Source organism: Streptomyces sp. NPDC060000 (assembly GCF_042737375.1).
In the GTDB taxonomy this organism is placed as follows: Bacteria; Actinomycetota; Actinomycetes; order Streptomycetales; family Streptomycetaceae; genus Streptomyces.
Genome location: NZ_JBHWUU010000018.1, coordinates 1 through 26,060 on the forward strand (window position 1 = coordinate 1; position 26,060 = coordinate 26,060).

Genomic DNA, 26,060 nt, shown 5'->3' on the forward strand with positions numbered 1-26,060 from the left:
GTCTTTTTGTTATACCCCCCCCCCCCCTTTTTAACTTAGGTGTGCACACCCCCCTCTAACAACCCCGGGGCCCCCACGGGAGCCCCGGGGGGGCCCCCACTCTCCTGTGCCTGTACGGCTAACCGCCGGTGCCACCGAAGAAGTTGGTGCCGCCGTTGTTGCCGCCGTTGTTGTTGCCGTTCTTTACGGCGATCAGGTTGACCGTCTGCCCCTTGTTGACCGTGCTGCCGGGGGCCGGGTCCGAGCTGATGACCTGGGCGTCGTCGTCCGAGTTGCCGGTGATGCTGCCGACGTTCAGACCCGCGTCCTGGAGCGCCTTCTTGGCGTCCTTGACGCTCAGCCCCTGGAGGTTGTTCGGGACCTGGGTCTGGGTGCTCCTGCCGATCTGGATCTGGACCGTGGAGCCCTTGTCGGCCTGGGAACCGATCGACGGGACGGTCTGGATGACCTTGCCGACCTGGTTCTGGTCCTGGGTGTCGACCTCGACGCAGTTGCCCTTGAGGTCGTTCTGCTCCATCTGGGCCTTGGCGTCGTCACAGCTCTTGTTGGAGACGTCGGGGACGGTCGCCTTCTGCTCGGCCTTGGCGACCTCGAGGGTCACCGTCGAGCCCTTCTCCAGCTCCGTGGCCGGATCGGGGTCCTGGCTGAGGACCGTGCCCGGCTCCTGGGAGGACTCCGTCTGCTTGGTCTCCACCTCGAAGCCCTTGTCCTTGAGCTGCTTGGTCGCGGCCTCGACATCCTTGTCGATCACGTTAGGCACGGCCACCTTCGGCGCGCCGGCGGACACCACCAGGTTGACGGTGGTGTCCTTGTCGACCTTGGTCGCGGGCTTGGGGTCCTGGTCGCAGATCTTGCCCTTGGGCTGGTCCTCGCAAGGCTTCTGGGTGACCGTCCCCAGCTTGAGGTCGCTGTTGGTCAGCTGTTTCGCGGCGTCGGCCTGGGTCTGGCCGAGCAGGCTGGGCACGGCCACCGACCCGTTGTTCACGCCGCCGCTGAACACCCACTTGCCGATCAGTACCGCGCCGACGAGCACCAGTACCGCGGCGACGACCAGCAGGATCGTGGAGGCGTTGGACTTCTTCTGGCGGCGCCGGTCGGGCCGGTCGTCGTAGCCGTAGCCGCCGTCGTCCGGGTTCATCGGCGGCAGCATCGACGTGGCCCCGGCGTCCGCGGAGCGCATGGCCGTGGTCGCCTGGTCGTTGCCGTAGCCGCCGTAACCGACCGAGCCCATCGCCGCTGTCGCGCCGACCGGCTGGCCGTCGAGGCAGGCCTCGATGTCCAGCCGCATCTCGTCGGCGGACTGGTAGCGGTAGTTCGGGTCCTTGACCAGCGCCTTCAGGACGATGGCGTCCATCTCGGGGGTGATCTCGGGGTCGAAGACGCTCGGGGGCTGCGGCTCCTCCCGGACGTGCTGGTAGGCCACGGCCACCGGGGAGTCCCCGACGAACGGGGGCCGGACCGTGAGCAGTTCGTAGAGCAGGCAGCCCGATGAGTACAGGTCGGAGCGGGCGTCGACCTGTTCGCCCTTGGCCTGCTCGGGCGAGAGGTACTGGGCGGTGCCGATGACCGCCGAGGTCTGCGTCATCGTCATGCCGGAGTCGCCCATGGCGCGGGCGATGCCGAAGTCCATGACCTTGACCTGGCCGTTGCGCGTCAGCATGACGTTCGCGGGCTTGATGTCACGGTGGACGATGCCGGCTCTGTGCGAGTACTCGAGGGCCTGGAGGATGCCGATGGTCATCTCCAGCGTCCGCTCCGGCAGCAGCTTGCGGCCGGAGTGGAGCAGCTCACGGAGCGTGGAGCCGTCGACGTACTCCATGACGATGTACGGGATCGAGACCCCGTCGATGTAGTCCTCGCCCGTGTCGTAGACCGCGACGATCGCGGGGTGGTTGAGCGAGGCGGCAGACTGGGCCTCCCGGCGGAACCGGGCCTGGAAGGAAGGGTCGCGCGCGAGGTCCGCGCGCAGCGTCTTCACCGCCACGGTGCGGCCGAGGCGGGTGTCATGGGCGAGGTAGACCTCCGCCATGCCACCACGACCGAGCACGTGGCCCAGCTCGTACCGGCCGCCGAGGCGACGCGGCTCTTCCATAGCTACCTACCAGCCCTCTCCGTCGGTCCCGACCGGCACACGTGTGCGGCCGGAGGCTGCCGTCCATACCGTACCCGGACCGCGTTGTGTGACCTGGCCAAGCCCGTCACCCGATACCGGACCGGTATCGCAACGTGCACCGATGTGTAGGCGACGTGATGGGGGTCACTTCTTGCTGTCGATGACTGCCTTCATCACGTTCTTCGCGATGGGGCCGGCCAGACCGCCGCCGGTGATGTCGCCGCGGTTGGCCGCGCCGTCCTCGACGACGACGGCGACGGCCACCGGCGCGCTGCCGTCGGACAGCTTGGCGTACGAGATGAACCAGGCGTACGGCTTCTCGCTGTTGTTCAGGCCGTGCTGGGCGGTACCGGTCTTGCCGCCGACGATGACGCCGTTGATCTTGGCCTTGCCGCCGGTGCCCTGCGGGTCGTTGACGACCGTCTCCATCATTTCCCGGAGGGCCTGTGCCGTCTTGGCCGAGACGGCCTGGGACAGCTGCTGGGGCTCCGTCGTCTCCAGGGTGTCCAGGTTGGGGGCCTTGAGCTGGTCGACCATGTACGGCTTCATCAGCTTGCCGTCGTTGGCGACAGCCGAGGCGATCATGGCCATCTGCAGCGGGGTGGCGCGGTTGGAGCCCTGGCCGATGCCGTCCAGGGAGTTCTGCGGCCGGTTGTCCTCGGGGAAGATCGACTCGGCGGCGCGCACCGGGGTGTCCAGCTCGGCCTCGTTGAAGCCGAACTTCTCGGCCTGCTCGATCATCTTCTTGTTGCCGACGTTGTCGGCCATCTTCGCGAAGACGGTGTTGCAGGACACCATGAGCGCGTAGCGCAGCGTGGCGTTCTCGCAGGCGCCGTGCTCGTTGGTGAGCTTGTTGGTGGACAGCGGCAGCGGGAACGGGTCGGGGGTGTCGGTCTTCTCGTCGACGCCGGAGACCTCGCCGTTCTCCAGCGCCGCCGCGGCCGTGACCACCTTGAACGTGGAGCCCGGCGGGTAGGTCTCGCGCAGCGCGCGGTTGAGCATCGGGTCGTCGGGGTCGTTCTTCTTCTGGACCGCGTTCCACGCCTTCTGGTCCGTGTCGGAGGACCCGGCGAACTTCGACGGGTCGTACGACGGAGTGGAGACCAGCGCCAGGATCTTGCCGGTGGACGGCTCGATCGCGGCGACCGCGCCCTTCTTGTCACCCAGACCCTCGTACGCGGCCTTCTGCGCGGCGGCGTTGAGGGTGGTGACGACGCTGCCGCCCTCCTTCTCCTTGCCCGTGACCATGTCCAGGGTGTTGCGGAAGAAGAGCCGGTCGTCGTTGCCGCTGAGGATGCCGTCCTCCAGCTTCTCCAGCTGGTTGGCGCCGAAGGCCTGCGAGGAGTAGCCGGTGACCGGCGCCCACATCGCGCCGTTGGACCAGGTGCGCTTGTACTTGTAGTCGCCGGTGGTCTCGACCGAGCCGGTGATGGCCTTGCCGTCGACGATGATGTTGCCGCGCGGGGTGGAGTAGCGCGTGATGTTGACGCGGCGGTTCTTGGTGTCGCTGGCGAGGCTGTCCGCCTTGACGTACTGCAGGTAGTTGTCGCGCAGCAGCAGGGTGAGGACCAGGAGGCCGCAGAAGAGCGCGATCCGGCGCAGGGGCTTGTTCATGACGGGCGGACCACCTGGGTCATCTCGGCGTCGGGGTTGGAGGCGGGTGCGGGCGCGGGGCGGCGCGCGGTGTCGCTGATTCTGATCAGGATGCCGATCAGTGCCCAGTTGGCGATGACGGAGGAACCGCCGTAGGCCAGGAAGGGCATCGTCATACCGGTGAGCGGGATGAGGCCCATCACGCCGCCGGCGACGACGAACACCTGGAGGGCCATGGCGCCGGAGAGGCCGATGGCCAGCAGCTTGCCGAAGGGGTCGCGCGCGGCGAGGGCGGTGCGCACACCGCGCTCGACGATCAGGCCGTACAGCAGCAGCAGCGCCATGATGCCGGCCAGGCCGAGTTCCTCGCCGAAGGTGGCGAGGATGAAGTCGGAGTTGGCGGCGAACCGGATCAGCTCGGAGTGGCCCTGGCCCCAGCCGGTGCCGAGGGTGCCGCCGGAGCCGAACGCCCACAGCGCCTGCATGGCCTGCTCGGAGTGGATGCCGGGGGCGCCGGACTGGCTGAGCTTGTACTCGCGCATCGGGTCGAGCCACGCCTGCACGCGCTGCTGGACGTGCGACTCGAAGCTGGCCACGCCGACCGCGCCGACGGCGGACATCAGCAGACCGAAGACGATCCAGCTGGTCCGCTCGGTGGCGACGTACAGCATGATGACGAACATTCCGAAGAACAGCAGCGAGGTGCCGAGGTCCGTCTCGAAGACCAGGATCAGGATCGAGATGATCCAGACGACGATGATCGGGCCGAGGTCGCGGCCGCGCGGCAGGTACAGGCCGAGGACGCGGCGGCTGGCCAGGGCGAGCGCGTCGCGCTTCACCATCAGGTAGCCGGCGAAGAAGATCGCCAGCACGATCTTGGCGAACTCACCCGGCTGGATGGAGAAACCGGCCACCGAGATCCAGATCTTGGCGCCGTAGATGTTCTTCCCGAGGCCCGGGACGAGCGGGAGCAGCAGCAGGAAGATCGCGCCGACCATGGAGATGTAGGTGTAGCGCTGCAGGACGCGGTGGTCCTTGAGGAAGACCAGCACCACGACGAACAGCGCGATGCCCATCGCCGTGTACAGCAGCTGCCGGGGCGCGGCGGTACCGGCCTGCTCGATCCGCTGCAGCAGCTTGGACTGGTCGAGGCGCCAGATGGCGACGAGTCCGAGCCCGTTCAGCAGAGTCGCCACCGGCAGCAGCAGCGGGTCCGCGTACGGCGCGAACTTGCGCACGACGAGGTGCGCGACGCCGGCCAGCAGGCCGAGGCCCAGGCCGTAGCTCAGGAGGCCGGACGGCACCTGCTCGTTGATGGCGAGGCCCACGTTGGCGTAGGCGAAGACCGGGATCACGACGGCGAACACCAGGAGCGCGAGCTCGGTGTTGCGCCGGCTCGGGGTGCCGATCGAGCCGATCGTGGACGTGTGGTGCGTCGGCGAGTTGGTAGTACTGCTCATCGTGTGACGGGGCCTCTCACGGCTTGCCTACTGCTCACCGCACCGCGAGACGACCTTCTGCTCTTCCTCCGAAAGGCTGGGGCCGGGGGTGGGAGTAGTGGTCGCGGGTGCGGACGGGGACGCGGTTGCCGAGGGGCTCGGCGATGCCTTGGACGTGACGGAGACGGGTGTGGTTCCCGTGGTGCCGCCTGCCTGGCCCTCGCCGGTCTTCGAACCGGTCTTGCTCGCCGTGGGCGTCTCGGAGTGCTTCTTGCACGCCGAGGCCTGGACGGCCAGCTCGTCGATCTTCTTCTGGGCGGTGGACAGGTTGCCCTCGGCGATCGTCGCCTCGAGCAGCTTCTGCTGGTAGTCCGGGAGGTACTTGAGTTCGATCTCGGGGTGGTCCTTCTCCACCTTCGACAGCGATACCCAGGCCAGGTCCTGGCTGATGCCCCGGTACAGCGCGACGTGCTTGTCCTTGGTGCCGACGTAGTACTGCGTCTGCGTCCAGCGCCAGCCGCCGTACAGGCCGCCGGCGATCACGGCGAGCGCGAGCACGCTGTAGAAGGATCTCTTCAGCCATTTACGGCCCTTGCGGGGCTTCACGAAGTCGTCGTCGGTGTAGTCGCCGAAGCCGTCGGTGGGGATGAAACCGGTGATGTCCCCGCCGGAGCCGGGCGGGCCGAACTCGCCGCCCCCACCGCGCCCCTGCTGCCTGCGGCCGAGGCCCGAGGCGCGTCCCGCCGGGGTCTGCATGATGCCGTTGTCGTGCAGCTGGAGCTGGTTCTCGGCGACCGCGCCGACCACGACCGGGACGTCGGACAGCTGCCCGGCGAGGGTGTCGCCGGTGTCCAGGTCGAGGACATCGGCGACGATCACGGTGATGTTGTCGGGGCCGCCGCCGCGCAGCGCGAGCTGGATCAGCTCCTGCACGGTCTCCTGGGGGCCCTGGTAGCTGGCGAGGGTGTCCTCGAGCGTCTGGTGGGAGACCACGCCGGACAGGCCGTCGGAGCAGATCAGATAGCGGTCGCCGGCCCGGACCTCACGGATCGACAGGTCCGGCTCGACATGCTCGCCGCTGCCCAACGCCCGCATCAGCAGGGACCGCTGGGGGTGGGTGGTGGCCTCTTCCTCGGTGATGCGGCCCTCGTCGACGAGGCGCTGCACCCAGGTGTGGTCCTGGGTGATCTGCGTCAGTACGCCGTCGCGCAGGAGGTACGCGCGCGAGTCGCCGACGTGGACGAGGCCGAGGCGCTGGCCGGTCCACAGCAGGGCGGTCAGGGTGGTCCCCATGCCCTCGAGCTGGGGGTCCTCCTCGACCAGCGAGCGCAGCTGGTCGTTGGCACGCTGGACGGCCGTACCGAGCGAGGTGAGCACGTCGGAGCCGGGCACGTCGTCGTCAAGGGCGACGATGGTGGAGATGGCCTCGGAGGAGGCGACCTCACCGGCGGCGGCGCCGCCCATGCCGTCGGCGATGGCGAGCAGGCGCGGTCCGGCGTAACCGGAGTCCTCGTTGCCCTCCCGGATCATGCCCTTGTGCGATCCGGCGGCGAAACGCAGTGACAGACTCATGCGCACCTCGCCCGTCGGCCCCGGGTACAGCCGGTCGTGTCGAGCCACACTGCCCACCCTCCGGTCGGGAGCACACCGGGGCCATGGGTGCCGGCCGCCGCCGCGTGCTCGCTCCGCTCGCGCTCACTCATGATGTAGCACTACTTCCGAAGCTCGATGACGGTCTTGCCGATACGGATCGGCGCGCCCAACGGGATCGGTGTGGGAGTCGTCAGCCGCGATCGGTCGAGATACGTGCCGTTGGTGGAGCCCAGGTCCTCGACGATCCACTGGCCGTCGCGGTCCGGGTAGATCCTGGCATGGCGGCTGGAGGCGTAGTCGTCGTCCAGCACGATCGTGCTGTCGTGCGCCCGGCCCAGAGTGATGGTCTGGCCCTGGAGCGCGACGGTCGTGCCGGTGAGGGTGCCCTCGGACACGACCAGCTTGGTAGGTGCGTTGCGACGTGTGCGGCCCGCGGCGGCGGGCTGCTGGCGCTGCTGAGGAGGCGCCTGCTGGCGCTGTGCCTGCTGCGCCCGCCCGGCCTCCCGGCGCGCACCGCGCTGGGTGACACGCGTACCGAAGAGGTCGCTGCGAATGACCTGCACGGCCACGATGACGAACAGCCACAGTACGGCCAGAAAACCCAGCCGCATGACCGTGAGGGTCAGCTCTGACATTGCCCCCGCTTCACCCTTCGGCTTGCCGGTAAATGATGGTGGTGCTGCCCACGACGATCCGCGAGCCGTCGCGGAGCGTAGCGCGGGTGGTGTGCTGTCCGTCCACCACGATGCCGTTGGTGGAGCCGAGATCCTGGATCGTCGAGGGCGAGCCGGTCCGGATCTCGCAGTGCCGGCGGGATACGCCGGGGTCGTCGATCCGTACGTCGGCCTCGGTGCTGCGGCCCATGACGAGCGTCCCGCGGGAGATCTGGTGGCGGGTGCCGTTGATCTCGATCCAGTGGCGGGTGCGTGACCCGGGCTGCGGGGCCCCGGCCAGGCCTCCGGCCGCCGCGCCCGTGGCGGGCAGGTAGCCGTAGCCACCGGGACGGGAGCCGGGCGGCGGGGCGGACGGCATGGGCGGAGCGGCGCCGGCTCCCGCGCCGGGATAACCGGGCCCGCCGGGGCGCTGCCGGCCGCCGGCGGGCGCCTGTTCAGGCGCCTGGCTGCTGGAGGAGGCGAGCGTACGGCTGCGCACCCGGTACAGACCGGTGTCGAGGTCGTCGGCCTTCTCCAGGTTGACCTTGATCGGCCCCATGAAGGTGTAGCGCTGCTGCTTGGCGTAGTCGCGCACCATGCCGGCGAGCTCGTCGCCGAGCTGGCCGGAGTACGGGCTGAGCCGCTCGTGGTCCGGCGTGCTCAGTTCCACGATGAAGTCGTTGGGGACGACGGTCCGGTCCCGGTTCCAGATGGTCGCGTTGTTGTCGCACTCGCGCTGGAGCGCACCGGCGATCTCCACGGGCTGGACCTCGGACTTGAAGACCTTGGCGAAGGTGCCGTTGACCAGACCCTCGAGACGCTGCTCGAACTTCTTCAGGACTCCCATGGGGCACCTCCTCCGTAGTGGCTGCTGTCCCGTGCCGTGCTGCTTACCTGGTACCGCTTACTGATCGTATCCACGCGCCGGTGAATCGGCTGGTTCCCCCTGTCGGCCCCGTCGACGGGTGTCGACGCCCTCTTGCGCACCTGCTGCTGCCCAGGATCGTAGAGGCGGCCGAGGACCAGTGTCCCGCACCTGACTGTGGTCCTCGTCCGGCTCCCGGGGAGACGGCCGGCTTAGGTACGAGGTTGATACGTGAACCAGTCACCGCCGAGACGTACGGGGCTGCCGAAGGCCTCCCACCTGCTCCCTGCCCGCGCAGAAGGGATGTGAACGCACCCTGGCCCGCGTGCTAATGTTCTGCATGTCGGAAGGCGCCAGGCCGAAAAGCCCACAAGCTCGAAGACACACCCAATGCGCGGGTGGCGGAATAGGCAGACGCGCTGGATTCAGGTTCCAGTGCCCGAAAGGGCGTGGGGGTTCAACTCCCCCCTCGCGCACAAGCTGAAAGCCCCGCAGGTCTCGGACCTGCGGGGCTTTCGCGTGTTCCGTGACGTGCCTTTCGGGACGGTTGAGTACAGGCCACGGTTGCTCACGGTGTGTGAGGAACATCTCAGGGTCGTGGGCCCGTGACGGCCGGTGCGGCGCGGCGGTGACCGGTGGGGCCGCACGAGGGTGTAGCGGGCTGCACCGCGTTCGCCCCGGGCGCGGCCCAGCGTTGGATGTGTGGCGCAAACGATCCCGATGGTGACGGTGATCCGGCGGGCGGGACGACCCACGGGTCGGCTGCTCATCGCCACGGTGATGGCCGTCGGTACCTATCTCTTCGTCACCGTGCCGCTCATCGCGGCCATCGGCACGCTGGTGGTCGTCGGCGTCTGGATGCTGCCCGAGGCGGTGCTGCTGATCCGCCGGATCGCCGGGGCCGAACGCCGCCAGGTCGCGGACTGGACGGGCCGCGAGATCCCCGAGGCGTACAAGCCGCTCACCGGCACCCTGCGTGAGCGCCTGCGCACGGCCGTCCGCGCCCCCGGCACTCTCGCCGACCTGTGCTGGTTGGCCGCCCACTACGTCTAGGGCCGGCTGGTGCGGGTCGCCGCGCTGGACGGGGTGGTGGGCGTGGACAGCCCGGTCGGCGGACCGACCACGATCGCTGTGGAGCTGCCTTGTGCGTGGTGAGGCGGGTGCGGGTGGGGTGCGGGTGCGGTGGCGGGGGCCGGGGCCGGGGTGGGTGAGTGCGGGGCGGGGTGATTGTCGGGTTGGGGGTTCTGGCGTGGTGTGTTTCACGTGAAACATGTCGGTCGGCGTGACGCCCTCGTCCGGCGTGGGGGCGTGCAGTGGTCCGGCTGTACGGCGGGGTGGGTGAGTGGGGCCACGGGGGTGGGCACGGGGGTGGACACGGGCGTGTGGGCGAGTGAGGCGGATGAGGGATTTCCACAGGTGGGCGGTTGTCCACAGGGGCTGACGCTGTCCGGTCGCCGGGCTGTACGGTCTGCACGAGTTGATGTTCGGCTCGTCGAGCCGACGGCGTACGTGTGCGGGGGAGGCGGTCGTGGTGACCGAGGCCGGTGGTGCGGGGACGGAGATGGGCGGGGCGCACAGGCTTCCCCGGGTACGCGGCTTCGCCGAGTGGCCCGGCGGGCGGCCCTCCGCAGGACCGGAGGCGGGGGCAGCCCCGCGGCCGCCCAAGGAAGAGGGCAAGGCCCTGCGCGGCCGGGTGCCGCGCTCGGCGCATGCCGCATTCGACCTGGACGCCTCCCGGCCGGACGCGGTGACGGCGGTCGAGGAGTCCGGCCGGGGCCGCATTCCGGAGCTGACCCCGATCCGGGTCGGCCGGATGGCGGCGACGCCGTTCGCGTTCCTGCGCGGCTCGGCCGGACTCATGGCGTACGACCTGGCCCGCACCGCCATGACCGGGATCCGTGCCCAGATCTGCGGCGACGCCCACGCCGCGAACTTCGGTCTGTACGGCGACGCCCGGGGCGGCCTGGTCATCGACCTGAACGACTTCGACGAGACGGTCGAAGGCCCCTGGGAATGGGACCTCAAGCGCCTCGCCGCCTCCCTGGTGCTGGCAGGCCGGGAGGCCGGCGCGGACGAGGACACCTGCCGCCGGGCGGCGCACGGCGCGGCAGGCTCCTACCGCCGCACCATGCGGCTCCTGGCCAAGCTTCCGGTGCTGGACGCGTGGAACGCCATCGCCGACGAGGAACTGGTCTCCCACACCGACGCCCATGACCTGCTGGGCACCCTGGAGCGGGTCTCGGAGAAGGCGCGGGCCAACACCAGTGGGCGGTTCGCGGCGAAGTCGACCGAGCCGACGGAGAACGGCGGCCGCCGCTTCGTCGACGCGGCGCCGGTGCTGCGCCGTGTCCCGGACGCGGAGGCCCATGCGGTGGCCGCGTCGCTGGAGCACTACCTGACCACCCTGTCGGAGGACCGCCACCCCCTGCTGGCCCGTCACGCGGTCCATGACGTCGCCTTCCGCATCGTCGGCACGGGCAGTGTGGGGACGAGGTCGTACGTGGTGCTGCTGCTGGACCACCGGGGCGAGCCGCTGGTCCTCCAGGTGAAGGAGGCCCGTGCGTCGGCCCTGGTCCCGCATCTGGCGACCGCCGGCTTCGAGGCGCCGCAGGTGGACCACGAGGGACGCCGGGTGGTCATCGGCCAGAAGCGCATGCAGGTCGTCAGCGACATACTGCTCGGCTGGACGACGGTGGACGGACTCCCCTTCCAGGTAAGGCAGTTCCGCAACCGAAAGGGCAGCGTCGATCCGGCCGCGCTCGCCGCCGACCAGGTCGACGACTACGGCCGGATGACCGGCGCGCTCCTCGCCCGCGCCCACTCCCACAGCGCCGACCCCCGTCTCATCGCCGGTTACTGCGGCAAGAACGAGGAACTCGACGAGGCGATCGCCACGTTCGCCGTCGCCTACGCCGATCGCACCGAGGCGGACCACTCGGAGCTGGTGACGGCGGTACGGGCTGGGCGGATCGCGGCGGAGACAGGCGTGTGACGCGTGGATGCGTGGATGCGCGGGCGGACGGGCGGACGGGCGTTGAGGCGCGGACAGATGGACGGATGGATGGACGAGCTTTGAGGCGCGGGTGGGTGGAAAGGGAACAGCAGGACGGGCCCGGGGGGCCGGCGGTGGTCGGCCGGGCGGGTTCGGGGGAGCGTTGGCCTAGGCTGGGCGGGTGACGACCCCCGAAGCTGAGCAGCCCCGGCCCGAGGCACGGCTGGAGCAGGCCGTGCGGGCCGCCGAGCAGGCATTGATCGAGTTCGAGATCGCGGTGGAGACCTTCCGCGTCGAGACCGAGAACTTCTCGCGGCTCCACCATCAGAAACTCGGTCCGATGTACGCCCGCCTCGACGAACTGGATGCCCAGATCGCCGAGGCCAGGGCCGACCGCACCGGTGATCCCGAGGACCTGCGCAAGGCCGCCGAGGCGCGGGCCCGGGTCATGCCGATGCCGGGGGTCGAGGAGCTGTTCCACGGCTGGATGGACGGCGAGGGGCTGTTCCCGGAGGCCGAGGCGATGCTCACGGACCAGCCGGTCCGGCCCCCGCAGCGGGTCCGGCCCAGCGAGGAGGCCCGCAAGCTGTACCGCGAGCTGGCCCGCAAGGCACACCCGGACCTGGCCCAGGAGGACGCCGAGCGGGCCCGGCGCGAGGAGTTCATCACCCGCGTCAACGCCGCCTACGCCCGTGGCGAGGAGGCCCTGCTGCGTGAGCTGGCCCAGGAGTGGGCGGCCGGCCCGGCGCCGGCGGAGCGCAGTCCGAGCCCCAGCGAGGAGCTCTACGCCCGGCTCGAGTGGCTGGCTCAGCGCAAGGAGATGCTGGCCCTGGTCGCCCGGGAGCTGGAGGACAGCGCGATCGGCTCGATGCTCCGGATGGCCCCGGACGACCCCGACCGGCTCCTGGACGAGATCGCCGACAAGCTCCTCGCCGACGTCGCCGCCCGGGAGGCGGAGCTCGCCGAGCTGGTGGGTTAGCGGACCCGAGCTGACCGGTCGGCGGACCTGCCGTTGCTCCGCTTCCGGGCGCAAGGCCTACGGGTCGCCGTCCGGCGAACCGGTCGGCGGGCCGTCCGGCGAACCGGTCGGCTGACTGGTTGACGGGCCGGTCGGCGGGCCGGTTGGGCCGTGTGTCCGGTCGGGTAGCGTCGGGGCATGAGTTTCGGAGCTGGTGTGCCCACGGTCGCGGTCGGCGACCTCAAGGACGACGACTTCCTGCTGGACGTCCGTGAGGACGACGAGTGGCAGGCGGGTCACGCCGAAGGGGCACTGCACATTCCCATCAGCGAATTCGTCGCCCGCTACGGTGAGCTGACCGAGGCGGCTCCGCAGGACGGGCGAATCCATGTGATCTGCCGCTCCGGCGGTCGTTCGGCCCAGGTCACGATGTACCTCGTCCAGCAGGGCATCGACGCCGTGAACGTCGACGGCGGCATGCAGATCTGGGCCGCCACGGGCCGTCCAGTCGTCACGGACGAGGGCAACCCGGGCTTCGTCCTGTAAGGCGTCAAGCCGCCGGTTTACTTTCCCGGGTTGCCGGGTTGCCGGGTTGCCGGGTTGCCGGGTTGCCGGGTCGCCGGGTCCGGGTCGCGTTCCCGCCCCGGGCCGCCCGGTCGTTCCGCCGGGCCCCCCGGTTCGTTTCCGTGGGTCGGTTGTGCGGCCTCGATGCGGTGGGCGTCAGCCGAGGGGGTGGGCGGCCAGTAGGTCGCCCAGGGCTTCCTCGTGCGCCGCGGCCGGGCCGAGTGACAGCTCCAGGTGCTTGGCCCAGGCGTGGTACCGGTGCAGGGGGTAGTCGACGTCGGCGCCGAAGCCTCCGTGCAGATGCTGTGCGGTCTGCACGACCCGCCGTACGCCTTCCGACGCCCAGATCTTGGCCACGGCGACATCACCGGAGGCCGGCAGTGCGCCCGGTGCCCCGGAGGCGATCCGCCACGCGGCCTGCCACAGCGTGACCTCCATCGCGCGGAGGTCGATGTAACGGTCGGCGGCCTGCACGGCGACGGCCTGGAAGCTGGCGATCGGGTGTCCGAACTGCTCCCGCTTGCCTGCGTACTCGCTGGTCATCCCGAGTACCCGCTCGCCCAGACCGAGCGCCTGCGCGCACGTCCCGGTGGTCAGCAGGGCGCGCAGCCACTCCCAGGCGCCGTCGGCGGTGATGACGTCCCGGGCGGCGATCCGCGCCGACTCGAGGCGCAGTTCGCCCAGCCGCTCGCCGGTGGTGGAGATCTGCTCGGCGAGCACCACGCCTTCGTGTCCCCGTGGCACGACGGCGAGGACGCTCCGGTCGTCCCCGGTGCGCGCCGGTACGACGACGTAGTCGGCGTCGTACGCCCACGGCACCATCGTCTGGACGCCGTCCAGCACCCAATCGTCACCGCCCGGGCCGTACTGCCTTGCGGTCACGGCGAGTTCGGCCGGGTCGTGGCCGGTGCGGCCGTTCGCGGCGACGGTGAGGACGATCTCGCCCCGGCCGGCCCGGGTGAGCAGCGACGACCGCAACTCCGGTCCGCCGTAGGCCTGCAGGGCGGCCACGGCCGCGCTGCTCTCCAGCAGCGGCACCCGGGCCAGCACCTTCGCCGACTCGCGCAGCACCAGACAGAGGGCGACCGCGTCGAGACCGGCCCCGCCGGACTCCTCGTCCAGCAGCAGGCTCAGCAGGTCCGCCGAGGCGAGCGTGGCCCACAGTGCGCGGTCGAGGTCGTCGGCCACGGCGCCCCTGGTGACCGCCGGGCTCGGCACGCCGTCGGGGGCGACCCCGGCGAACACCCCCCGCGCCGCCTCGACCGCAGCCTGCTGCTCCTCGGTGAAGGTGAAGTCCACGGCCTGTCCTCCCGACGGGTCAGCTGATCTGACGGAGCGTCAAGATAGAACAGGTTCTAGAAGAAGGGAACGGTCGGTCGTCTCCTCACTGCGGGCTCCTCACCGGTCGAAGTCCACCTCCACCGCCTCCGTCAGCGGATGCGACTGGCACGCCAGTACATATCCGGAAGCCGTCTCCTCCGGTTCCAGCGCGAAGTTGCGGTCCATGCGCACCTCGCCGGAGACCAGGAAGGCCCGGCAGGTCCCGCACACCCCGCCTTTGCATGCGTAGGGCGCGTCGGGCCGGTTGCGCAGCACCGTCTCCAGGACCGATTCCCCGTCCCGCACGGGCCAGCTGCCGCCCCGGCCGTCGAGCCGGGCGGTCACGGTGCTGTGGGCGGGGGCCGCCGTGCGGGCCAGGGGTGCCGTGACCTCCACGTGGAAGATCTCCTCGTGGATCCGGGACCGCGCGACCCCGATCTCCCGCAGTGCCTGCTCGGCGCCCTGGACGAGCCCGAACGGCCCGCACAGGAACCACCCCGCCACATCCCGCACCGGCAGCAGCGAAGGGAGCAGCCCGGTCAGCCGCTCCCGGTCCAGCCGCCCGGACGGCAGCCCGGTCTGCTGCTCCTCCCGGGAGAGCACGGTGACCAGCTGGAACCGCTCGGGGTAGCGGTCCTTGAGGTCGGCGACCTCCTCCAGGAACATCGTCGAGGCGGCCGTCCGGTCGCTGCGGATGAGACAGAACCGGGCCTCGGGCTCGCGGGCCAGCAGCGTCGAGACGATCGACAGCACGGGGGTGATTCCGCTGCCGCCGACGATCGCCGCGTACCGGCCGGGCGCGGGGGCGAGGGTGAACCGGCCCGCCGGAGTCATCACGTCCAGCTCGTCGCCGACGTCGATCTCCTTCAGCGCGTAGGTGGAGAAGGCGCCACCCTCGACCAGCCGCACGCCCACCCGAAGCGTGCGGGGCCCCTCGCCGCCGGGGTCGGGCGCGGGCGAGCAGATCGAGTAGGTCCGCCGGACCTCGGTCCCGTCGGTCACGCGTCGCAGGGCGAGGTGTTGCCCGGGCGCGTGCCGGTACTCCTCGCGCAGTGCGGCGGGGACGGCGAGGGTGAGGGTGACGGAGTCGTCGGTGAGGTGGTCCACCGCGGCCACCTGGAGCGGGTGGAAGCGGGCCATCACAACTCCTTGAAGTGGTCGAAGGGTTCACGGCAGGCGAGGCAGCGGCGCAGCGCCTTGCAGGCGGTGGAGGAGAAGCGGCTGAGCAACTCGGTGTCGGCGGACCCGCAGTGCGGGCAGCGGACCGGGTCCACGTCCGACGCCGCCCCGGTCCCCGTGGGCGCCGGGCCGATGGTGCGGGTGGGGCCCAGGGTGACGCCGACCGGTTCGGCCGCCTCACGCACGCGGGGCGGTGCGATGCCGAACTCCTGGAGTTTGCGGCGCCCTTCGGCGGAGATGTCGTCGGTCGACCAGGCGGGGAGCAGCACGGTGCGTACGGTGACCTCCCGTACCCCGTGCTCGCGCAGCGCCCGTTCGATGTCCAGGGACATCGCCTCCACCGCCGGGCAGCCGGTGTAGGTGGGGGTCAGATCGACCTCGACGGTGTCCGCGTCGCGTACGTGCACCGCGCGCAGCACCCCGAGTTCCCGGAGGGTGAGCACGGGCAGTTCGGGATCGGGCACCGCGCCCGCTACCGCGAGGAGTTCCGCCTCCAGCGGGGTGGGTGCCGCCGGTGCCGGCCTTCCGGGCGTCACCATGACGCGCCCGGGTGGCTGCGGTGCAGGTGCTGCATCTCGGCGAGCATCCGGCCGAAGGACTCGGTGTGCAGACCCTCGCGGCCCGCGCCGGCGCTCCAGGCGCCGGTGCGCGCGCCCTCGGGCACGGCCAGGCCGGCCCGCCCCAGCACGCTCCGCACCGACTCCAGCCAGGCCTTCTCCAGGTCCGGCCGGTCGTGGTCGAGCCCGTCCACGGGGCGGAACATCTCCCCGGTGAAGCGCCACAGTGCCGTGCAGGCCCGCTGCATCCGCACGTGGCTCTCCTCGGTGCCGTCGCCGAGCCGCAGCGTCCACTGTTCGGCGTGGTCGCGGTGGTAGGCGACCTCCTTGACGGCCTTCGTCGCCAGTCCCGCGAACGGGCCCTCCACGACCGCCAGCCGCGCGTACAGCAGGTGCTGGTAGGTCGAGAAGTACAGCTGTCGGACGATGGTGTGGGCGAAGTCGCCGTTGGGCTGTTCGACCAACTGGAGGTTGCGGAAGGCGCGTTCCTCGCGCAGGTACGCCAGCTCGTCCTCGTCCCCGGCCATCGACAGCAGGATGCGGGCCTGGCCCAGCAGGTCGAGGGCGATGTTGGCGAGGGCGACGTCCTCCTCCAGCACCGGTGCGTGGCCCATCCACTCCCCCAGGCGGTGGGAGAGCACCAGGGCGTCGTCGCCCAGGGCGAGGGCGGCGGTGGTCGTGGTCGTGTGCCGGGTCGTGGTCACAGGTGCTTCACCCCCTCCGGGATCTCGTAGAACGTCGGGTGCCGGTACGGCTTGTCGGCGGCCGGTTCGAAGAACGGGTCCTTCTCGTCCGGCGAGGAGGCCGTGACCGCGGAGGACGGCACGACCCAGATCGAGACGCCCTCGCCGCGCCGGGTGTACAGGTCGCGCGCGTTGCGCAGGGCGAACTCGGCGTCCGGCGCGTGCAGGCTGCCGGCGTGCGTGTGGGAGAGGCCGCGCCGGGAGCGCACGAAAACCTCCCACAGGGGCCAGTCGGTGTTCGTCATGCCTGCTCCACTTCCGTCCCTGAGTTGTGTCTGGCCGCGTGGGCGGCGGCCGCCTCTCGTACCCAGGCGCCCTCTTCGTGTGCGCGCCTGCGCTGTGTCATCCGCTGCTCGTTGCAGGGGCCGTTGCCCTTGAGGACTTCCTTGAACTCGGTCCAGTCGATGGGGCCGAAGTCGTGGTGCCCCCGTTCCTCGTTCCACTTCAGGTCCGGGTCGGGGAGCGTGAGGCCGAGCGAGGCCGCCTGGGGGACGCAGATGTCGACGAAGCGCCGGCGCAGTTCGTCGTTCGAGTGGCGCTTGATCTTCCAGGTCATCGACTGCGCGGAGTGCGCGGACTCGTCGTCGGGCGGACCGAACATCATCAGTGACGGCCACCACCAGCGGTTCACCGCGTCCTGCGCCATCGCGTGCTGCTCCGGGGTGCCTCGGCTGAGGGCCAGCAGCAGCTCGTACCCCTGGCGCTGGTGGAAGGACTCCTCCTTGCAGACGCGGACCATCGCGCGCGCGTACGGCCCGTAGGAGCAGCGGCACAGGGGCACCTGGTTGGTGATCGCGGCGCCGTCCACCAGCCAGCCGATCGCGCCGACGTCCGCCCAGGTCAGCGTGGGGTAGTTGAAGATCGAGGAGTACTTCTGGCGGCCGGTGTGGAGCTTGTCGAGCAGTTCCTCGCGGCTGACTCCGAGGGTCTCGGCCGCGCTGTACAGGTAGAGCCCGTGGCCCGCCTCGTCCTGGACCTTCGCCATGAGGATGGCCTTGCGGCGCAGGGACGGCGCGCGGGTGATCCAGTTGGCCTCCGGCTGCATGCCGATGATCTCGGAGTGGGCGTGCTGGGCGATCTGGCGTACCAGCGTCGCGCGGTAGGCGTCGGGCATCCAGTCGCGTGGCTCGATGCGTTCGTCCGCGGCCACGGTGGCGTCGAAGACGCGCTGATACGCCTCTTCATCGCCGACGCCGCCCTGGTGAGTGGCGTGCGGCTGTGTGCGGGCCGTCTGGTGCGCGGCTGCTGTCGCCATGCGGTCCCCCTTGACCTCGGGCCCGGCTGGGTGCCGTGGCCTCGGCTCTGCCCGAGCCTTCTCCCGACCGATCGTTCGGTCCGTGCGATTCCATGGTGGGACGGCCGTCGTAAGGTGTCAACCGCTGTGGATAACCTGCGGGCATCCCCTGTGGACAACCCGCCCCCGGCCTTTCCCGGCACGGACCTCGCGGGGAGGGGGCTGCGCCGAACGGGTGAGGCTGAGTACCGTTCGCGATTGCGCGACGCAGCGCGAGGACGACCGGCATCGGGGAACGGGGCGGAATGGACGTGCACGACGGAGGATCCGGCTTGCCGAAGGGGCCGATCACGTCAGGGGAGGCGGCGGAGAGGCCTCTTGCCCAGGACGCCGTTCCCCGCCCCCGAGCCGAACTCCCGAGCCCTGAGCCCGCCTCCCGGGCCGAGGACGCGGGCTCCGGGCCCGGCTCCTCGACCGAGGAGGAAGGTTCCTCGACCGAGGAGGAAGGTTCCTCGACCGAGGAGGAAGGTCCTGAGCCTGGCTCCGCGGTCGCGGAGAGGGGCCGTGAGCCCGGCTTTGCGGTCGAGGAGGAGGGTCGTGGGTCTGGCTCCTTGGTCGAGGCGGGGGGCCGTGAGCCCGGCTCCCCGGCCGAAGACGAAAGTCCTGAGCCCGGCTCCCCTGCCGAGCACGCGGGTCCCGGGCACGCCCCTCCGGCCGGGCCCGTCCCCGCCGCCCCCGAAGACGGACTCGTGAGTGAGCCGCGTGGGCCCGGGGCCCGTACCGGTGTGGCCGCCCTCTCCCCCCGCTATCAGATCGGTGCCGCGCTGGCGCTCGCCGTGGTCGCGGTGGCCGTCTGTGTCCATGTCGGGATGGTGTTCCTGCACGTCGCCCCGTCGAACACCGTCACCAAGGCGCACGGCAAGGCGATCGACGAGTGGATCTACCCGGAGTTCGAGCAGAACTGGAAGCTCTTCGCGCCGAACCCGCTGCAGCAGAACATCGCCGTCCAGGTCCGCGCCCAGGTCCGTACCGCGGACGGCGGCTCGCGGACCACCGGCTGGTACGACCTGTCCGCGCAGGACGGCCGGGCCATCGACGGCAATCCGCTGCCGAGCCACACCCAGCAGAACGAGCTGCGCCGCGCCTGGGACTTCTTCACCGCCACGCACAGCAACGACAACCGCCCCGTCGGCATACGCGGCGCCCTCTCCGAGACCTATCTGCGCCGCATCGTGGTGCTGCGTCTGGAGAGTGGCGGCGCGGCCGGTGACGGCGGTGTCATCGAGCGGATCCAGGTCCGTTCGCAGACCACCAACGTGACCCCGCCGAAGTGGAGCACCGAGAAGGTGTCGATGAGTCCGGTGTACCGCGAAGTGTCCTGGTGGTCGGTGCCGGACGACGAGACCGAGGGAGGCGCGAGGTGAACCGGTTCTCCCTGGGGGTGTCCGCCGCCATCGCCCGCGTCACCGAGTCGGCGCTCGCGCCGTACCAGAGCGCCGTAATCCGGATCGGCTTCAGCGCCACCTGGCTGCTGTTCCTGCTGCGCGAGTTTCCCCACCGTCAGGAGCTCTACGGCCCCGACGGGCCCTGGAACTGGGAGCTCGCCCGGCAACTGCTCGACACCAACGGCGCGTTCACCGTGCTGATGTGGTCGGACGGGCGGGGCTGGTTCGAGGCGGTGTACCTGCTCGCGCTGCTCGCCGCCGCGCTGCTGCTCCTCGGCTGGCGCACGCGCGCGATGTCGGTCCTGTTCATGGTCGGTGTGCTCTCGCTCCAGAACCGCAGCGTCTTCATGGGTGACGGCGGAGACAACGTCCTGCACCTGATGTCGATCTACCTCGTGTTCATGCGGTGCGGCCGGGTGTGGTCGCTGGACGCACGGCGGGCGCGACGCGCGGACGAGGCACGCGCGCGTGGGGAGCGGGTCACGGACCGGGTGGGTCCGGTCCTGTGGGCCGCGTCCGGGTTCGTCCTGGTCACGGTGACCGTGGCGGGCCGTTTCCACAGCGACTGGGCCATTCCGGCGCTCCTGTGGGCGGCGTGGACCGCGCAGGGTCTGTGGTGGGCCGTCGGGCGCCGCACGAAGTCGGCGGAGCCCCGGGTCCTGCTCGACGTGATCGGCAACCTCCTGCACAACGGCGCCCTCGTCGTGATCATGGCCGAGGCCTGTCTGATCTACGCGACGGCCGGCTGGTACAAGATCCAGGGCTCGCGCTGGCAGGACGGCACCGCCGCGTACTACCCGCTGCACCTGGACTACTTCTCGCCCTGGCCCGCGCTCGCCGACCTGCTGGCCGGCAGCGGCACGATGGTCATGCTCGCGACCTACGGGACCGTGATCGTGCAGGTCGCCTTCCCGTTCACGCTCGCCAACCGGCGGCTGAAGAACGTGCTGCTGGCCCTGATGATGGTGGAGCACGCGGTGATCGCGGTGCTGCTCGGGCTGCCGTTCTTCTCACTGGCGATGATCGCGACGGACGCCGTCTTCCTGCCGACGACGTTCCTGCACCGGCTGGGCGGATGGGCGGCACGCGCGCGTGGACAGCTGTTTCCCCGTGGAGGCCGGACACGGACGCCGGCAGCGGAGCCGCGGGCCGAGGAGAACCCCGAGCACACGCACGTAGGGTTCACCGCATGACCGACCCCGTGACCGCCGGCTCCGACCCGCTCGGCCGGTGGCGCCGGCTCGCCGACGCCTCCGTCCTGCTCGACGGCTTCCACGCCCTCAAGCACGCCGTGCGCTTCGGTGCCGAGGTCCCGGTGGCGGTCACCGCCGACCGGCGGGCGGCGCTCGCCCTCGCCGACGAACTCGCCCCCGATGTGCGCGAGGCCCTGGACGCGCTCCTGACGGAGGTGCCGGAGGCGACGTACACCTCGCTGGTGCCGCGCCCGCACCCCACGGCGGTCGCCGGCCTGGCCGTACGTCCCTCCCGCGCGGCCAACCTGGAACGGCTGGGGCAGACGCCCCGCAGTACGCCCGTCGTGGTCCTCGACAATCCGCGCAACCTCGGCAACGCGGGCGCGGTGATCCGGCTGGCCGCCGGTTTCGGGGCGACCGGGGTGGTCACCACCGGCACGCTCGACCCCTGGCATCCGACCGTGGTGCGCGGCGGGGCCGGGCTGCACTTCGCGACCGCCGTGGAGCGGCTGGCCGTCGACGAACTGCCGGTCGGCCCGGTGTTCGCCCTGGACCCGGAGGGCGACGACATCCGGGCCGTCGGACTGCCGGACGACGCCCTGCTGGCCTTCGGTTCGGAGCGCAGCGGGCTCTCCGCCGAGCTGCGCGCGCGTGCCGACCACCTTCTCGCGCTGCCGATGCGCCCCCAGGTCTCCAGCTACAACCTCGCGACCAGTGTGGCCATGACGCTGTACCACTGGAGCGCCACCGGGGGCGCACCGCACGTCCCGTAGCCGACCGGACGGCAAGTCAACCGGCCGGACCAGCCGACCGGACGGTCAGCCAGACAGCCGGACAGCCAGACCAGACGGCCAGGCGGCTAGGCGTCCCTGCGGACCTCCACCACGCGGAAGCGGTTCGCGACGAACGCGCCGTCGGTGAGGGCCGCGTTGGCCGCCGGGTTGCCGCCCGAGCCGTGGAAGTCGGAGAACGCTGCCGTCTGGTTGACGTAGACCCCGCCGGTGAGGTTGAGCGACAGTTGCGCGGCCTCCTCCAGGCAGGCCTCCTCGATCGCCTGCTCGACCTCCTCGTCGGTGGTGTACGCGCCGACCGTCATCGCGCCCTTCTCGCGCACCGTGCGCCGCAGCAGGGCGACCGCGTCGGCCGCGGAGTCGACGGCGACGGCGAAGGAGACCGGGCCGAAGCACTCACCCATGTAGGCGGCCTCGTCGTCCGTCCCCTCCCAGTACTTCCGCGCCCCGTCCAGCTTCACGATCACCGGGGTGCGCACGATCGCGTCCGGGAACTCCGGGTTGCTCACCTCACGGGAGGCGAGGGCGACCTCGCCGAGGCCCGCGGCGGCCTCCAGGCGGGCCTTCACGTCCGGGTTGACGATCGCGCCGAGCAGCGCGTTCGCGCGGGCGTCGTCGCCCAGGAGGCCGTCGACCGAGCGGGCGAGGTCGGCGACGACCTCGTCGTAGGTCTTCGCGCCCTCGTCGGTGCGGATGCCGTCGCGGGGGATCAGCAGGTTCTGCGGGGTCGTGCACATCTGGCCGCTGTACAGGGAGAGCGAGAACGCCAGGTTGGCGAGCATGCCCTTGTAGTTCGCGGTGGAGTGCACGATCACCGTGTTGACGCCGGCCTTCTCGGTGTAGACCTGCGCCTGGCGGGCGTTGGCCTCCAGCCAGTCGCCGAAGACGGTCGAGCCGGTGTAGTCGACGATCCTGATCTCGGGGCGGGTGGCCAGGGTCTTGGCGATGCCCTCGCCGGGCCGTTCGGCGGCCAGCGCGACCAGGTTCGGGTCGAAGCCGGCCGCGGCGAGCACCTCACGGGCGACGCCCACGGTCAGCGCGAGCGGCAGCACCGCGCGCGGGTGGGGCTTGACCAGGACCGCGTTGCCGGTGGCCAGGGAGGCGAACAGGCCCGGGTAGCCGTTCCACGTCGGGAAGGTGTTGCAGCCGATGAGCAGGGCGACCCCGCGCGGTACCGGCGTGAAGCTCTTGGTCATCGCGAGCGGGTCGCGCTTGCCCTGGGGCTTGCTCCACTCCGCCGCGGCGGGCGTGCGGACCTGCTCCGCGTACGCGTACGCGATCGCCTCCAGGCCGCGGTCCTGGGCGTGCGGCCCGCCCGCCTGGAACGCCATCATGAAGGCCTGGCCGGAGGTGTGCATGACCGCGTGCGCGAACTCGTGCGTGCGGTCGCTGATCCGCTTGAGGATCTCCAGACAGACCACCGCGCGCAGTTCCGCGCCCGCGTCCCGCCAGGCGCGCTGTCCGGCCCGCATGGCCGGCAGCAGTGTGTCCACGTCCGCGTGCGGGTAGGTCACGCCCAGTTCCACGCCGTACGGCGAGACCTCGCCGCCCACCCAGTCGTCGGTGCCGGGCTGCCCGAGGTCGAGGCGGGTGTGCAGGACGGTGTCGAAGGCGGCCTTGCCGGCCGCCGCGTCCAGACTGCCGTTCTCCCCGTAGGCCTTGGGGTGTTCCGGGTGGGGGGACCAGTACGCGCGGGTGCGGATCGCTTCCAGGGCCTGGTCGAGGGTGGGCCGGTGCTGGGCGATCAGAGCGTGCGCGGTCGGTTCGGCGGCGGCCATGCGGGACCAACTCCTCGTCTTGAGAACTCTCCGTCGAGCTCATGACCTGGCGGAAACCTGGGCAGGAACAGCCAGTCAGGGCTAGAGTAACCGAACGATCGGTCGGGACAAGGGGGCCTGCCGCATCTGTGGAAATCCCCGTGCGGGAGGATCGCGCACATGACAGCACTCGACCTCAGCAGCCCCGTGGCCGTCGTCGGCACCGGCACCATGGGCCAGGGCATCGCCCAGGTCGCGCTGGTCGCGGGCCAGACCGTGCGGTTGCACGACGCCGTGCCCGGCCGTGCCCGTGAGGCGGCCGCCGCGATCGGCGCCCGCCTGGACCGGCTCGTCGAGAAGGGCCGCCTCGCCGCCACCGACCGGGACGAGGCACGGGCCCGGCTGCGGCCCGCGGAGAGCCTTGCCGACCTCGCCGACTGCTCCCTGGTCGTCGAGGCCGTCGTGGAGCGTCTGGAGGCCAAGCAGGAGCTGTTCGGGCAGCTGGAGGACGTCGTCGGCGAGGACTGTCTGCTCGCCACCAACACCTCGTCCCTGTCGGTGACCGCCGTCGGGGGCGCCCTGCGCAACCCGGGCCGCCTGGTCGGCCTGCACTTCTTCAACCCCGCGCCGCTGCTGCCGCTCGTCGAGGTGGTCTCCGGGTACGCCACCGACGTCACCTCGGCCACGCGCGCGTACGAGACCGCCCGCTCCTGGGGCAAGACACCGGTCGCCTGCGCCGACACCCCCGGGTTCATCGTCAACCGCATCGCGCGGCCCTTCTACGCCGAGGCGTTCGCCGTCTACGAGGCGCAGGGCGCCGACCCGGCCACCATCGACGCGATCCTGCGCGAGTCGGGCGGGTTCAGAATGGGCGCCTTCGAGCTGACCGACCTGATCGGACAGGACGTCAACGAGTCGGTGACGCACTCCGTGTGGCGGGCCTTCTTCCAGGACGTGCGCTTCACGCCGTCGCTCGCCCAGCGCCGCCTGGTCGAGTCGGGCCGCCTCGGCCGCAAGACCGGCCGGGGCTGGTACGACTACTCCGACGGGACCGGGGCCGCCGAGCGGGCCGAACCGCACACCGCGGAGCAGGCACAGCCGCCCGCGTACGTCGTCGCCGAGGGCAATCTGGGCCCCGCCTCCGAACTGCTCGCGCTGATCCGCGAGGCGGGCATCCAGGTCCGCGAGGAGGAAGAGGACCACGGCACCCGCCTGGTACTGCCCGGCGGCGGCCAGCTCGCCCTCGCAGACGGCCAGACCTCCGTGGAGTTCCGCGACGTCGTCTACTTCGACCTCGCCCTGGACTACCGCAAGGCCACCCGCATCGCCCTGTCCGCCTCCCAGGACACCTCCACACAGACGATGTCCGAGGCGATCGGCCTGTTCCAGGCGCTCGGCAAGGACGTCAGCGTCATCGGCGACGTCCCCGGCATGATCGTCGCCCGGACGGTCGCGCGGATCGTCGACCTCGCACACGACGCCGTGGCCAAGGGCGTGGCCACCGAGGAGGACATCGACACCGCGATGCGCCTGGGCGTGAACTATCCCCTCGGCCCCTTCGAGTGGAGCCGCAGACTGGGGCGCACCTGGGCCTGCGCCCTCCTGGACGACCTCCACGAGCGCGACCCCTCCGGACGGTACGCGCCGTCCCTCGCGCTCTACCGGCACTCCTACGCCACCGAGAAGCGGGAGGGCGCCTCGTGACCACCGCCAAGCGCGACACGTACACCCCGGAGACGCTGCTCTCCGTCGCGGTCCAGGTCTTCAACGAGCGCGGCTACGACGGCACCTCCATGGAGCACCTCTCCAAGGCGGCCGGCATCTCCAAGTCGTCGATCTACCACCACGTCGCCGGCAAGGAGGAACTGCTGCGGCGGGCCGTCAGCCGCGCCCTGGAGGGCCTCTTCGCGATCCTCGACGAGGAGCACGCACGCGTGGGGCACGCCTCGGAGCGCCTGGAGTACGTCGTGCGGCGCATGGTCGAGGTGCTCATCGGCGAACTGCCGTACGTGACGCTGCTGCTGCGCGTGCGCGGCAACACCGACACCGAGCGATGGGCGCTGGAGCGGCGCCGCGACTTCGACCACCGGGTCGCCGAACTGCTGAGGGCGGCCGCCGCCGACGGGGAGGTACGCGGCGACATGGAGGTACGGCTCGCGACCCGGCTGGTCTTCGGGATGATCAACTCGATCGTCGAGTGGTACCGGCCGGGCGGCCGGGGGATGGTCGAGAGCGAGGTGGCCGACGCGGTGGTGCGGCTGGTCTTCGAGGGGCTGCGCACGGCCCCCTAGAGCTCGGCCGTGCGGGCCCGCGTCTTCTTGCCCCGGGGCCCAGCCCTGCTGCGCCGCGCCCTCTCCTGCGGGGCTCAGCCCTGCGGCTCCAGGTCCTCCTCCTCGAACACCAGCAGCGTGCGCGTGCTGAGCACCTCGGGGATCGCCTGGAGGCGAGTGAGCACCACCTCGCGCAGCGCCCTGTTGTCGGGCGTGTGCACCAGGAGAAGGACGTCGAAATCGCCCCCGACGAGGGCGATGTGGGAGGCACCGGGCAGCTGTCTGAGCTGCTCGCGCACCGTCCGCCAGGAGTTCTGCACGATCTTCAGCGTGATGTAGGCGCTCGTGCCCTGCCCGGCGCGCTCGTGGTCGACCCGGGCGCCGAAGCCGCGTATGACGCCGTCCTCGAGGAGCCGGTTGATCCGCGCGTAGGCGTTGGCGCGCGAGACGTGGACCCGCTCGGCGACCGACCGTATCGAGGCGCGGCCGTCCGCCTGGAGCATCTGGAGGATGTCGTGATCGATGGCGTCGAGCGGGCGCGGCGGTGGCGACGGGGGGCTGCCCGGCAACAGGGGACTGCTCGGCTGCGGGGCACCGGGCGGCGGCTGAGGGTTGCCCGGAGGCGGCGCGGCGCCGTTCTCCGGTCCTTCGGCCATTTGTTCAGGTGCCATGTCCCCCTGCCTCCCTGCCATGGACGTACTGCACCCATCTCAGGTTGTGGAGAACCGTTTGTCCACAGCCTGAGGGGCCCTGTAGCCAAAATGCGCCGACGACCGAACAATCGGTAGGTGAGGCGGGTCA

Annotated in this window: 23 protein-coding genes and 1 tRNA gene; 10 read left to right on the forward strand and 14 right to left on the reverse strand. The window is 71.0% G+C overall.

Annotated elements, in window-relative coordinates; genetic code table 11:
- Positions 1 to 118: 118 nt before the first annotated feature.
- The 6 genes from pknB to ACFWBB_RS12185 all read right to left on the reverse strand — a co-directional run bounded on the left by pknB (position 119) and on the right by ACFWBB_RS12185 (position 8,238).
- Positions 119 to 2,092: a Stk1 family PASTA domain-containing Ser/Thr kinase gene (gene pknB, locus ACFWBB_RS12160; RefSeq protein ID WP_385269831.1), complete on the reverse strand. Its 1,974-nt coding sequence runs from the start codon at positions 2,090 to 2,092 to the stop codon at positions 119 to 121.
- Positions 2,093 to 2,257: 165 nt separating this feature from the next.
- A complete protein-coding gene (locus ACFWBB_RS12165; RefSeq protein WP_385269833.1) occupies positions 2,258 to 3,727 on the reverse strand; it encodes a peptidoglycan D,D-transpeptidase FtsI family protein in 1,470 nt (489 codons plus the stop codon).
- Positions 3,724 to 5,166, reverse strand: coding sequence for an FtsW/RodA/SpoVE family cell cycle protein (locus tag ACFWBB_RS12170; RefSeq protein WP_385269835.1), 1,443 nt, complete (start codon positions 5,164 to 5,166; stop codon positions 3,724 to 3,726). The genes ACFWBB_RS12165 and ACFWBB_RS12170 overlap by 4 nt, the downstream gene beginning before the upstream one ends.
- A 27-nt stretch (positions 5,167 to 5,193) precedes the next feature.
- Entirely contained in the window at positions 5,194 to 6,717 is a 1,524-nt protein-coding gene (locus tag ACFWBB_RS12175; RefSeq protein ID WP_385269837.1) for a Stp1/IreP family PP2C-type Ser/Thr phosphatase, read from the reverse strand.
- 140 nt (positions 6,718 to 6,857) lie between these two features.
- The gene (locus tag ACFWBB_RS12180; protein ID WP_189923610.1) at positions 6,858 to 7,373 is read right to left on the reverse strand and encodes an FHA domain-containing protein; all 516 of its coding nucleotides are present in this window, start codon (positions 7,371 to 7,373) and stop codon (positions 6,858 to 6,860) included.
- 10 nt (positions 7,374 to 7,383) lie between these two features.
- Positions 7,384 to 8,238: an FhaA domain-containing protein gene (locus ACFWBB_RS12185; protein ID WP_385269840.1), complete on the reverse strand. Its 855-nt coding sequence runs from the start codon at positions 8,236 to 8,238 to the stop codon at positions 7,384 to 7,386.
- 410 nt (positions 8,239 to 8,648) lie between these two features.
- On the opposite strand from ACFWBB_RS12185, the gene ACFWBB_RS12190 reads away from it, so the two are divergent.
- The 5 genes from ACFWBB_RS12190 to ACFWBB_RS12210 all read left to right on the forward strand — a co-directional run bounded on the left by ACFWBB_RS12190 (position 8,649) and on the right by ACFWBB_RS12210 (position 12,752).
- Positions 8,649 to 8,732, forward strand: a tRNA-Leu gene (locus ACFWBB_RS12190).
- 226 nt (positions 8,733 to 8,958) lie between these two features.
- The gene (locus ACFWBB_RS12195; RefSeq protein WP_385269842.1) at positions 8,959 to 9,309 is read left to right on the forward strand and encodes a sensor domain-containing protein; all 351 of its coding nucleotides are present in this window, start codon (positions 8,959 to 8,961) and stop codon (positions 9,307 to 9,309) included.
- Between the two features lie 508 nt (positions 9,310 to 9,817).
- Positions 9,818 to 11,248 (forward strand): DUF2252 domain-containing protein, encoded by a 1,431-nt coding sequence (locus ACFWBB_RS12200; RefSeq protein ID WP_385269997.1) that lies wholly within the window; start codon positions 9,818 to 9,820, stop codon positions 11,246 to 11,248.
- A 181-nt stretch (positions 11,249 to 11,429) separates the two neighbouring features.
- A complete protein-coding gene (locus ACFWBB_RS12205) occupies positions 11,430 to 12,227 on the forward strand; it encodes a J domain-containing protein (RefSeq protein WP_385269844.1) in 798 nt (265 codons plus the stop codon).
- A 195-nt stretch (positions 12,228 to 12,422) separates the two neighbouring features.
- Complete coding sequence (locus ACFWBB_RS12210) at positions 12,423 to 12,752, forward strand: rhodanese-like domain-containing protein (protein ID WP_385269999.1); 330 nt, start codon at positions 12,423 to 12,425, stop codon at positions 12,750 to 12,752.
- 174 nt (positions 12,753 to 12,926) lie between these two features.
- On the opposite strand, the gene ACFWBB_RS12215 is transcribed toward ACFWBB_RS12210, so the two are convergent.
- The 6 genes from ACFWBB_RS12215 to paaA all read right to left on the reverse strand — a co-directional run bounded on the left by ACFWBB_RS12215 (position 12,927) and on the right by paaA (position 17,824).
- The gene (locus ACFWBB_RS12215) at positions 12,927 to 14,069 is read right to left on the reverse strand and encodes an acyl-CoA dehydrogenase family protein (protein ID WP_385269846.1); all 1,143 of its coding nucleotides are present in this window, start codon (positions 14,067 to 14,069) and stop codon (positions 12,927 to 12,929) included.
- Between the two features lie 99 nt (positions 14,070 to 14,168).
- Positions 14,169 to 15,230, reverse strand: a complete 1,062-nt coding sequence (locus ACFWBB_RS12220) for a 2Fe-2S iron-sulfur cluster-binding protein (RefSeq protein ID WP_385269848.1) — start codon at positions 15,228 to 15,230, stop codon at positions 14,169 to 14,171.
- Positions 15,230 to 15,808, reverse strand: coding sequence for a 1,2-phenylacetyl-CoA epoxidase subunit PaaD (gene paaD, locus ACFWBB_RS12225; RefSeq protein ID WP_385269850.1), 579 nt, complete (start codon positions 15,806 to 15,808; stop codon positions 15,230 to 15,232). The genes ACFWBB_RS12220 and paaD overlap by 1 nt, the downstream gene beginning before the upstream one ends.
- Positions 15,802 to 16,530 carry a 1,2-phenylacetyl-CoA epoxidase subunit PaaC gene (gene paaC, locus ACFWBB_RS12230; protein WP_385269852.1) on the reverse strand — a complete coding sequence of 243 codons (729 nt, stop codon included), beginning with the start codon at positions 16,528 to 16,530 and terminating at the stop codon, positions 15,802 to 15,804. The genes paaD and paaC overlap by 7 nt, the downstream gene beginning before the upstream one ends.
- Positions 16,527 to 16,814 carry a 1,2-phenylacetyl-CoA epoxidase subunit PaaB gene (gene paaB, locus ACFWBB_RS12235; RefSeq protein ID WP_319337667.1) on the reverse strand — a complete coding sequence of 96 codons (288 nt, stop codon included), beginning with the start codon at positions 16,812 to 16,814 and terminating at the stop codon, positions 16,527 to 16,529. Before paaB ends, paaC begins: the two co-directional genes overlap by 4 nt.
- Complete coding sequence (paaA, locus tag ACFWBB_RS12240) at positions 16,811 to 17,824, reverse strand: 1,2-phenylacetyl-CoA epoxidase subunit PaaA (protein ID WP_385269854.1); 1,014 nt, start codon at positions 17,822 to 17,824, stop codon at positions 16,811 to 16,813. The genes paaB and paaA overlap by 4 nt, the downstream gene beginning before the upstream one ends.
- Before the next feature lie 590 nt (positions 17,825 to 18,414).
- Between paaA and ACFWBB_RS12245 the strand changes: the two genes are divergently transcribed.
- Genes ACFWBB_RS12245 through ACFWBB_RS12255 form a run of 3 tightly spaced genes read left to right on the forward strand, consistent with a single transcriptional unit; the run spans position 18,415 to position 21,214 of the window.
- A complete protein-coding gene (locus ACFWBB_RS12245; RefSeq protein WP_385269856.1) occupies positions 18,415 to 19,227 on the forward strand; it encodes a DUF5819 family protein in 813 nt (270 codons plus the stop codon).
- Entirely contained in the window at positions 19,224 to 20,441 is a 1,218-nt protein-coding gene (locus ACFWBB_RS12250; RefSeq protein ID WP_385269858.1) for an HTTM domain-containing protein, read from the forward strand. Before ACFWBB_RS12245 ends, ACFWBB_RS12250 begins: the two co-directional genes overlap by 4 nt.
- Entirely contained in the window at positions 20,438 to 21,214 is a 777-nt protein-coding gene (locus tag ACFWBB_RS12255; protein WP_385269860.1) for a TrmH family RNA methyltransferase, read from the forward strand. The genes ACFWBB_RS12250 and ACFWBB_RS12255 overlap by 4 nt, the downstream gene beginning before the upstream one ends.
- An 86-nt stretch (positions 21,215 to 21,300) precedes the next feature.
- On the opposite strand, the gene paaN is transcribed toward ACFWBB_RS12255, so the two are convergent.
- Positions 21,301 to 23,010: a phenylacetic acid degradation protein PaaN gene (gene paaN / locus ACFWBB_RS12260; RefSeq protein WP_385269862.1), complete on the reverse strand. Its 1,710-nt coding sequence runs from the start codon at positions 23,008 to 23,010 to the stop codon at positions 21,301 to 21,303.
- A gap of 159 nt (positions 23,011 to 23,169) precedes the next feature.
- Between paaN and ACFWBB_RS12265 the strand changes: the two genes are divergently transcribed.
- Complete coding sequence (locus ACFWBB_RS12265; RefSeq protein WP_385269864.1) at positions 23,170 to 24,693, forward strand: 3-hydroxyacyl-CoA dehydrogenase; 1,524 nt, start codon at positions 23,170 to 23,172, stop codon at positions 24,691 to 24,693.
- Positions 24,690 to 25,280: a TetR/AcrR family transcriptional regulator gene (locus ACFWBB_RS12270; protein ID WP_385269866.1), complete on the forward strand. Its 591-nt coding sequence runs from the start codon at positions 24,690 to 24,692 to the stop codon at positions 25,278 to 25,280. The genes ACFWBB_RS12265 and ACFWBB_RS12270 overlap by 4 nt, the downstream gene beginning before the upstream one ends.
- 74 nt (positions 25,281 to 25,354) lie before the next feature.
- On the opposite strand, the gene ACFWBB_RS12275 is transcribed toward ACFWBB_RS12270, so the two are convergent.
- The gene (locus ACFWBB_RS12275) at positions 25,355 to 25,930 is read right to left on the reverse strand and encodes an Lrp/AsnC family transcriptional regulator (RefSeq protein ID WP_385269868.1); all 576 of its coding nucleotides are present in this window, start codon (positions 25,928 to 25,930) and stop codon (positions 25,355 to 25,357) included.
- Between the last annotated feature and the right edge of the window lie 130 nt (positions 25,931 to 26,060).

Excerpts from the sequence above, each read along its gene's own strand:
- pknB (WP_385269831.1), bottom strand. The coding sequence starts at position 2,092 with ATGGAAGAGCCGCGTCGCCTCGGCGGCCGGTACGAGCTGGGCCACGTG.
- ACFWBB_RS12165 (WP_385269833.1), bottom strand. The coding sequence starts at position 3,727 with ATGAACAAGCCCCTGCGCCGGATCGCGCTCTTCTGCGGCCTCCTGGTC.
- ACFWBB_RS12170 (WP_385269835.1), bottom strand. The coding sequence starts at position 5,166 with ATGAGCAGTACTACCAACTCGCCGACGCACCACACGTCCACGATCGGC.
- ACFWBB_RS12175 (WP_385269837.1), bottom strand. The coding sequence starts at position 6,717 with ATGAGTCTGTCACTGCGTTTCGCCGCCGGATCGCACAAGGGCATGATC.
- ACFWBB_RS12180 (WP_189923610.1), bottom strand. The coding sequence starts at position 7,373 with ATGTCAGAGCTGACCCTCACGGTCATGCGGCTGGGTTTTCTGGCCGTA.
- ACFWBB_RS12185 (WP_385269840.1), bottom strand. The coding sequence starts at position 8,238 with ATGGGAGTCCTGAAGAAGTTCGAGCAGCGTCTCGAGGGTCTGGTCAAC.
- ACFWBB_RS12200 (WP_385269997.1), top strand. The coding sequence starts at position 9,818 with ATGGGCGGGGCGCACAGGCTTCCCCGGGTACGCGGCTTCGCCGAGTGG.
- ACFWBB_RS12220 (WP_385269848.1), bottom strand. The coding sequence starts at position 15,230 with ATGGCCCGCTTCCACCCGCTCCAGGTGGCCGCGGTGGACCACCTCACC.
- paaD (WP_385269850.1), bottom strand. The coding sequence starts at position 15,808 with ATGGTGACGCCCGGAAGGCCGGCACCGGCGGCACCCACCCCGCTGGAG.
- paaB (WP_319337667.1), bottom strand. The coding sequence starts at position 16,814 with ATGACGAACACCGACTGGCCCCTGTGGGAGGTTTTCGTGCGCTCCCGG.
- paaA (WP_385269854.1), bottom strand. The coding sequence starts at position 17,824 with ATGGCGACAGCAGCCGCGCACCAGACGGCCCGCACACAGCCGCACGCC.
- ACFWBB_RS12255 (WP_385269860.1), top strand. The coding sequence starts at position 20,438 with ATGACCGACCCCGTGACCGCCGGCTCCGACCCGCTCGGCCGGTGGCGC.
- paaN (WP_385269862.1), bottom strand. The coding sequence starts at position 23,010 with ATGGCCGCCGCCGAACCGACCGCGCACGCTCTGATCGCCCAGCACCGG.
- ACFWBB_RS12265 (WP_385269864.1), top strand. The coding sequence starts at position 23,170 with ATGACAGCACTCGACCTCAGCAGCCCCGTGGCCGTCGTCGGCACCGGC.
- ACFWBB_RS12275 (WP_385269868.1), bottom strand. The coding sequence starts at position 25,930 with ATGGCACCTGAACAAATGGCCGAAGGACCGGAGAACGGCGCCGCGCCG.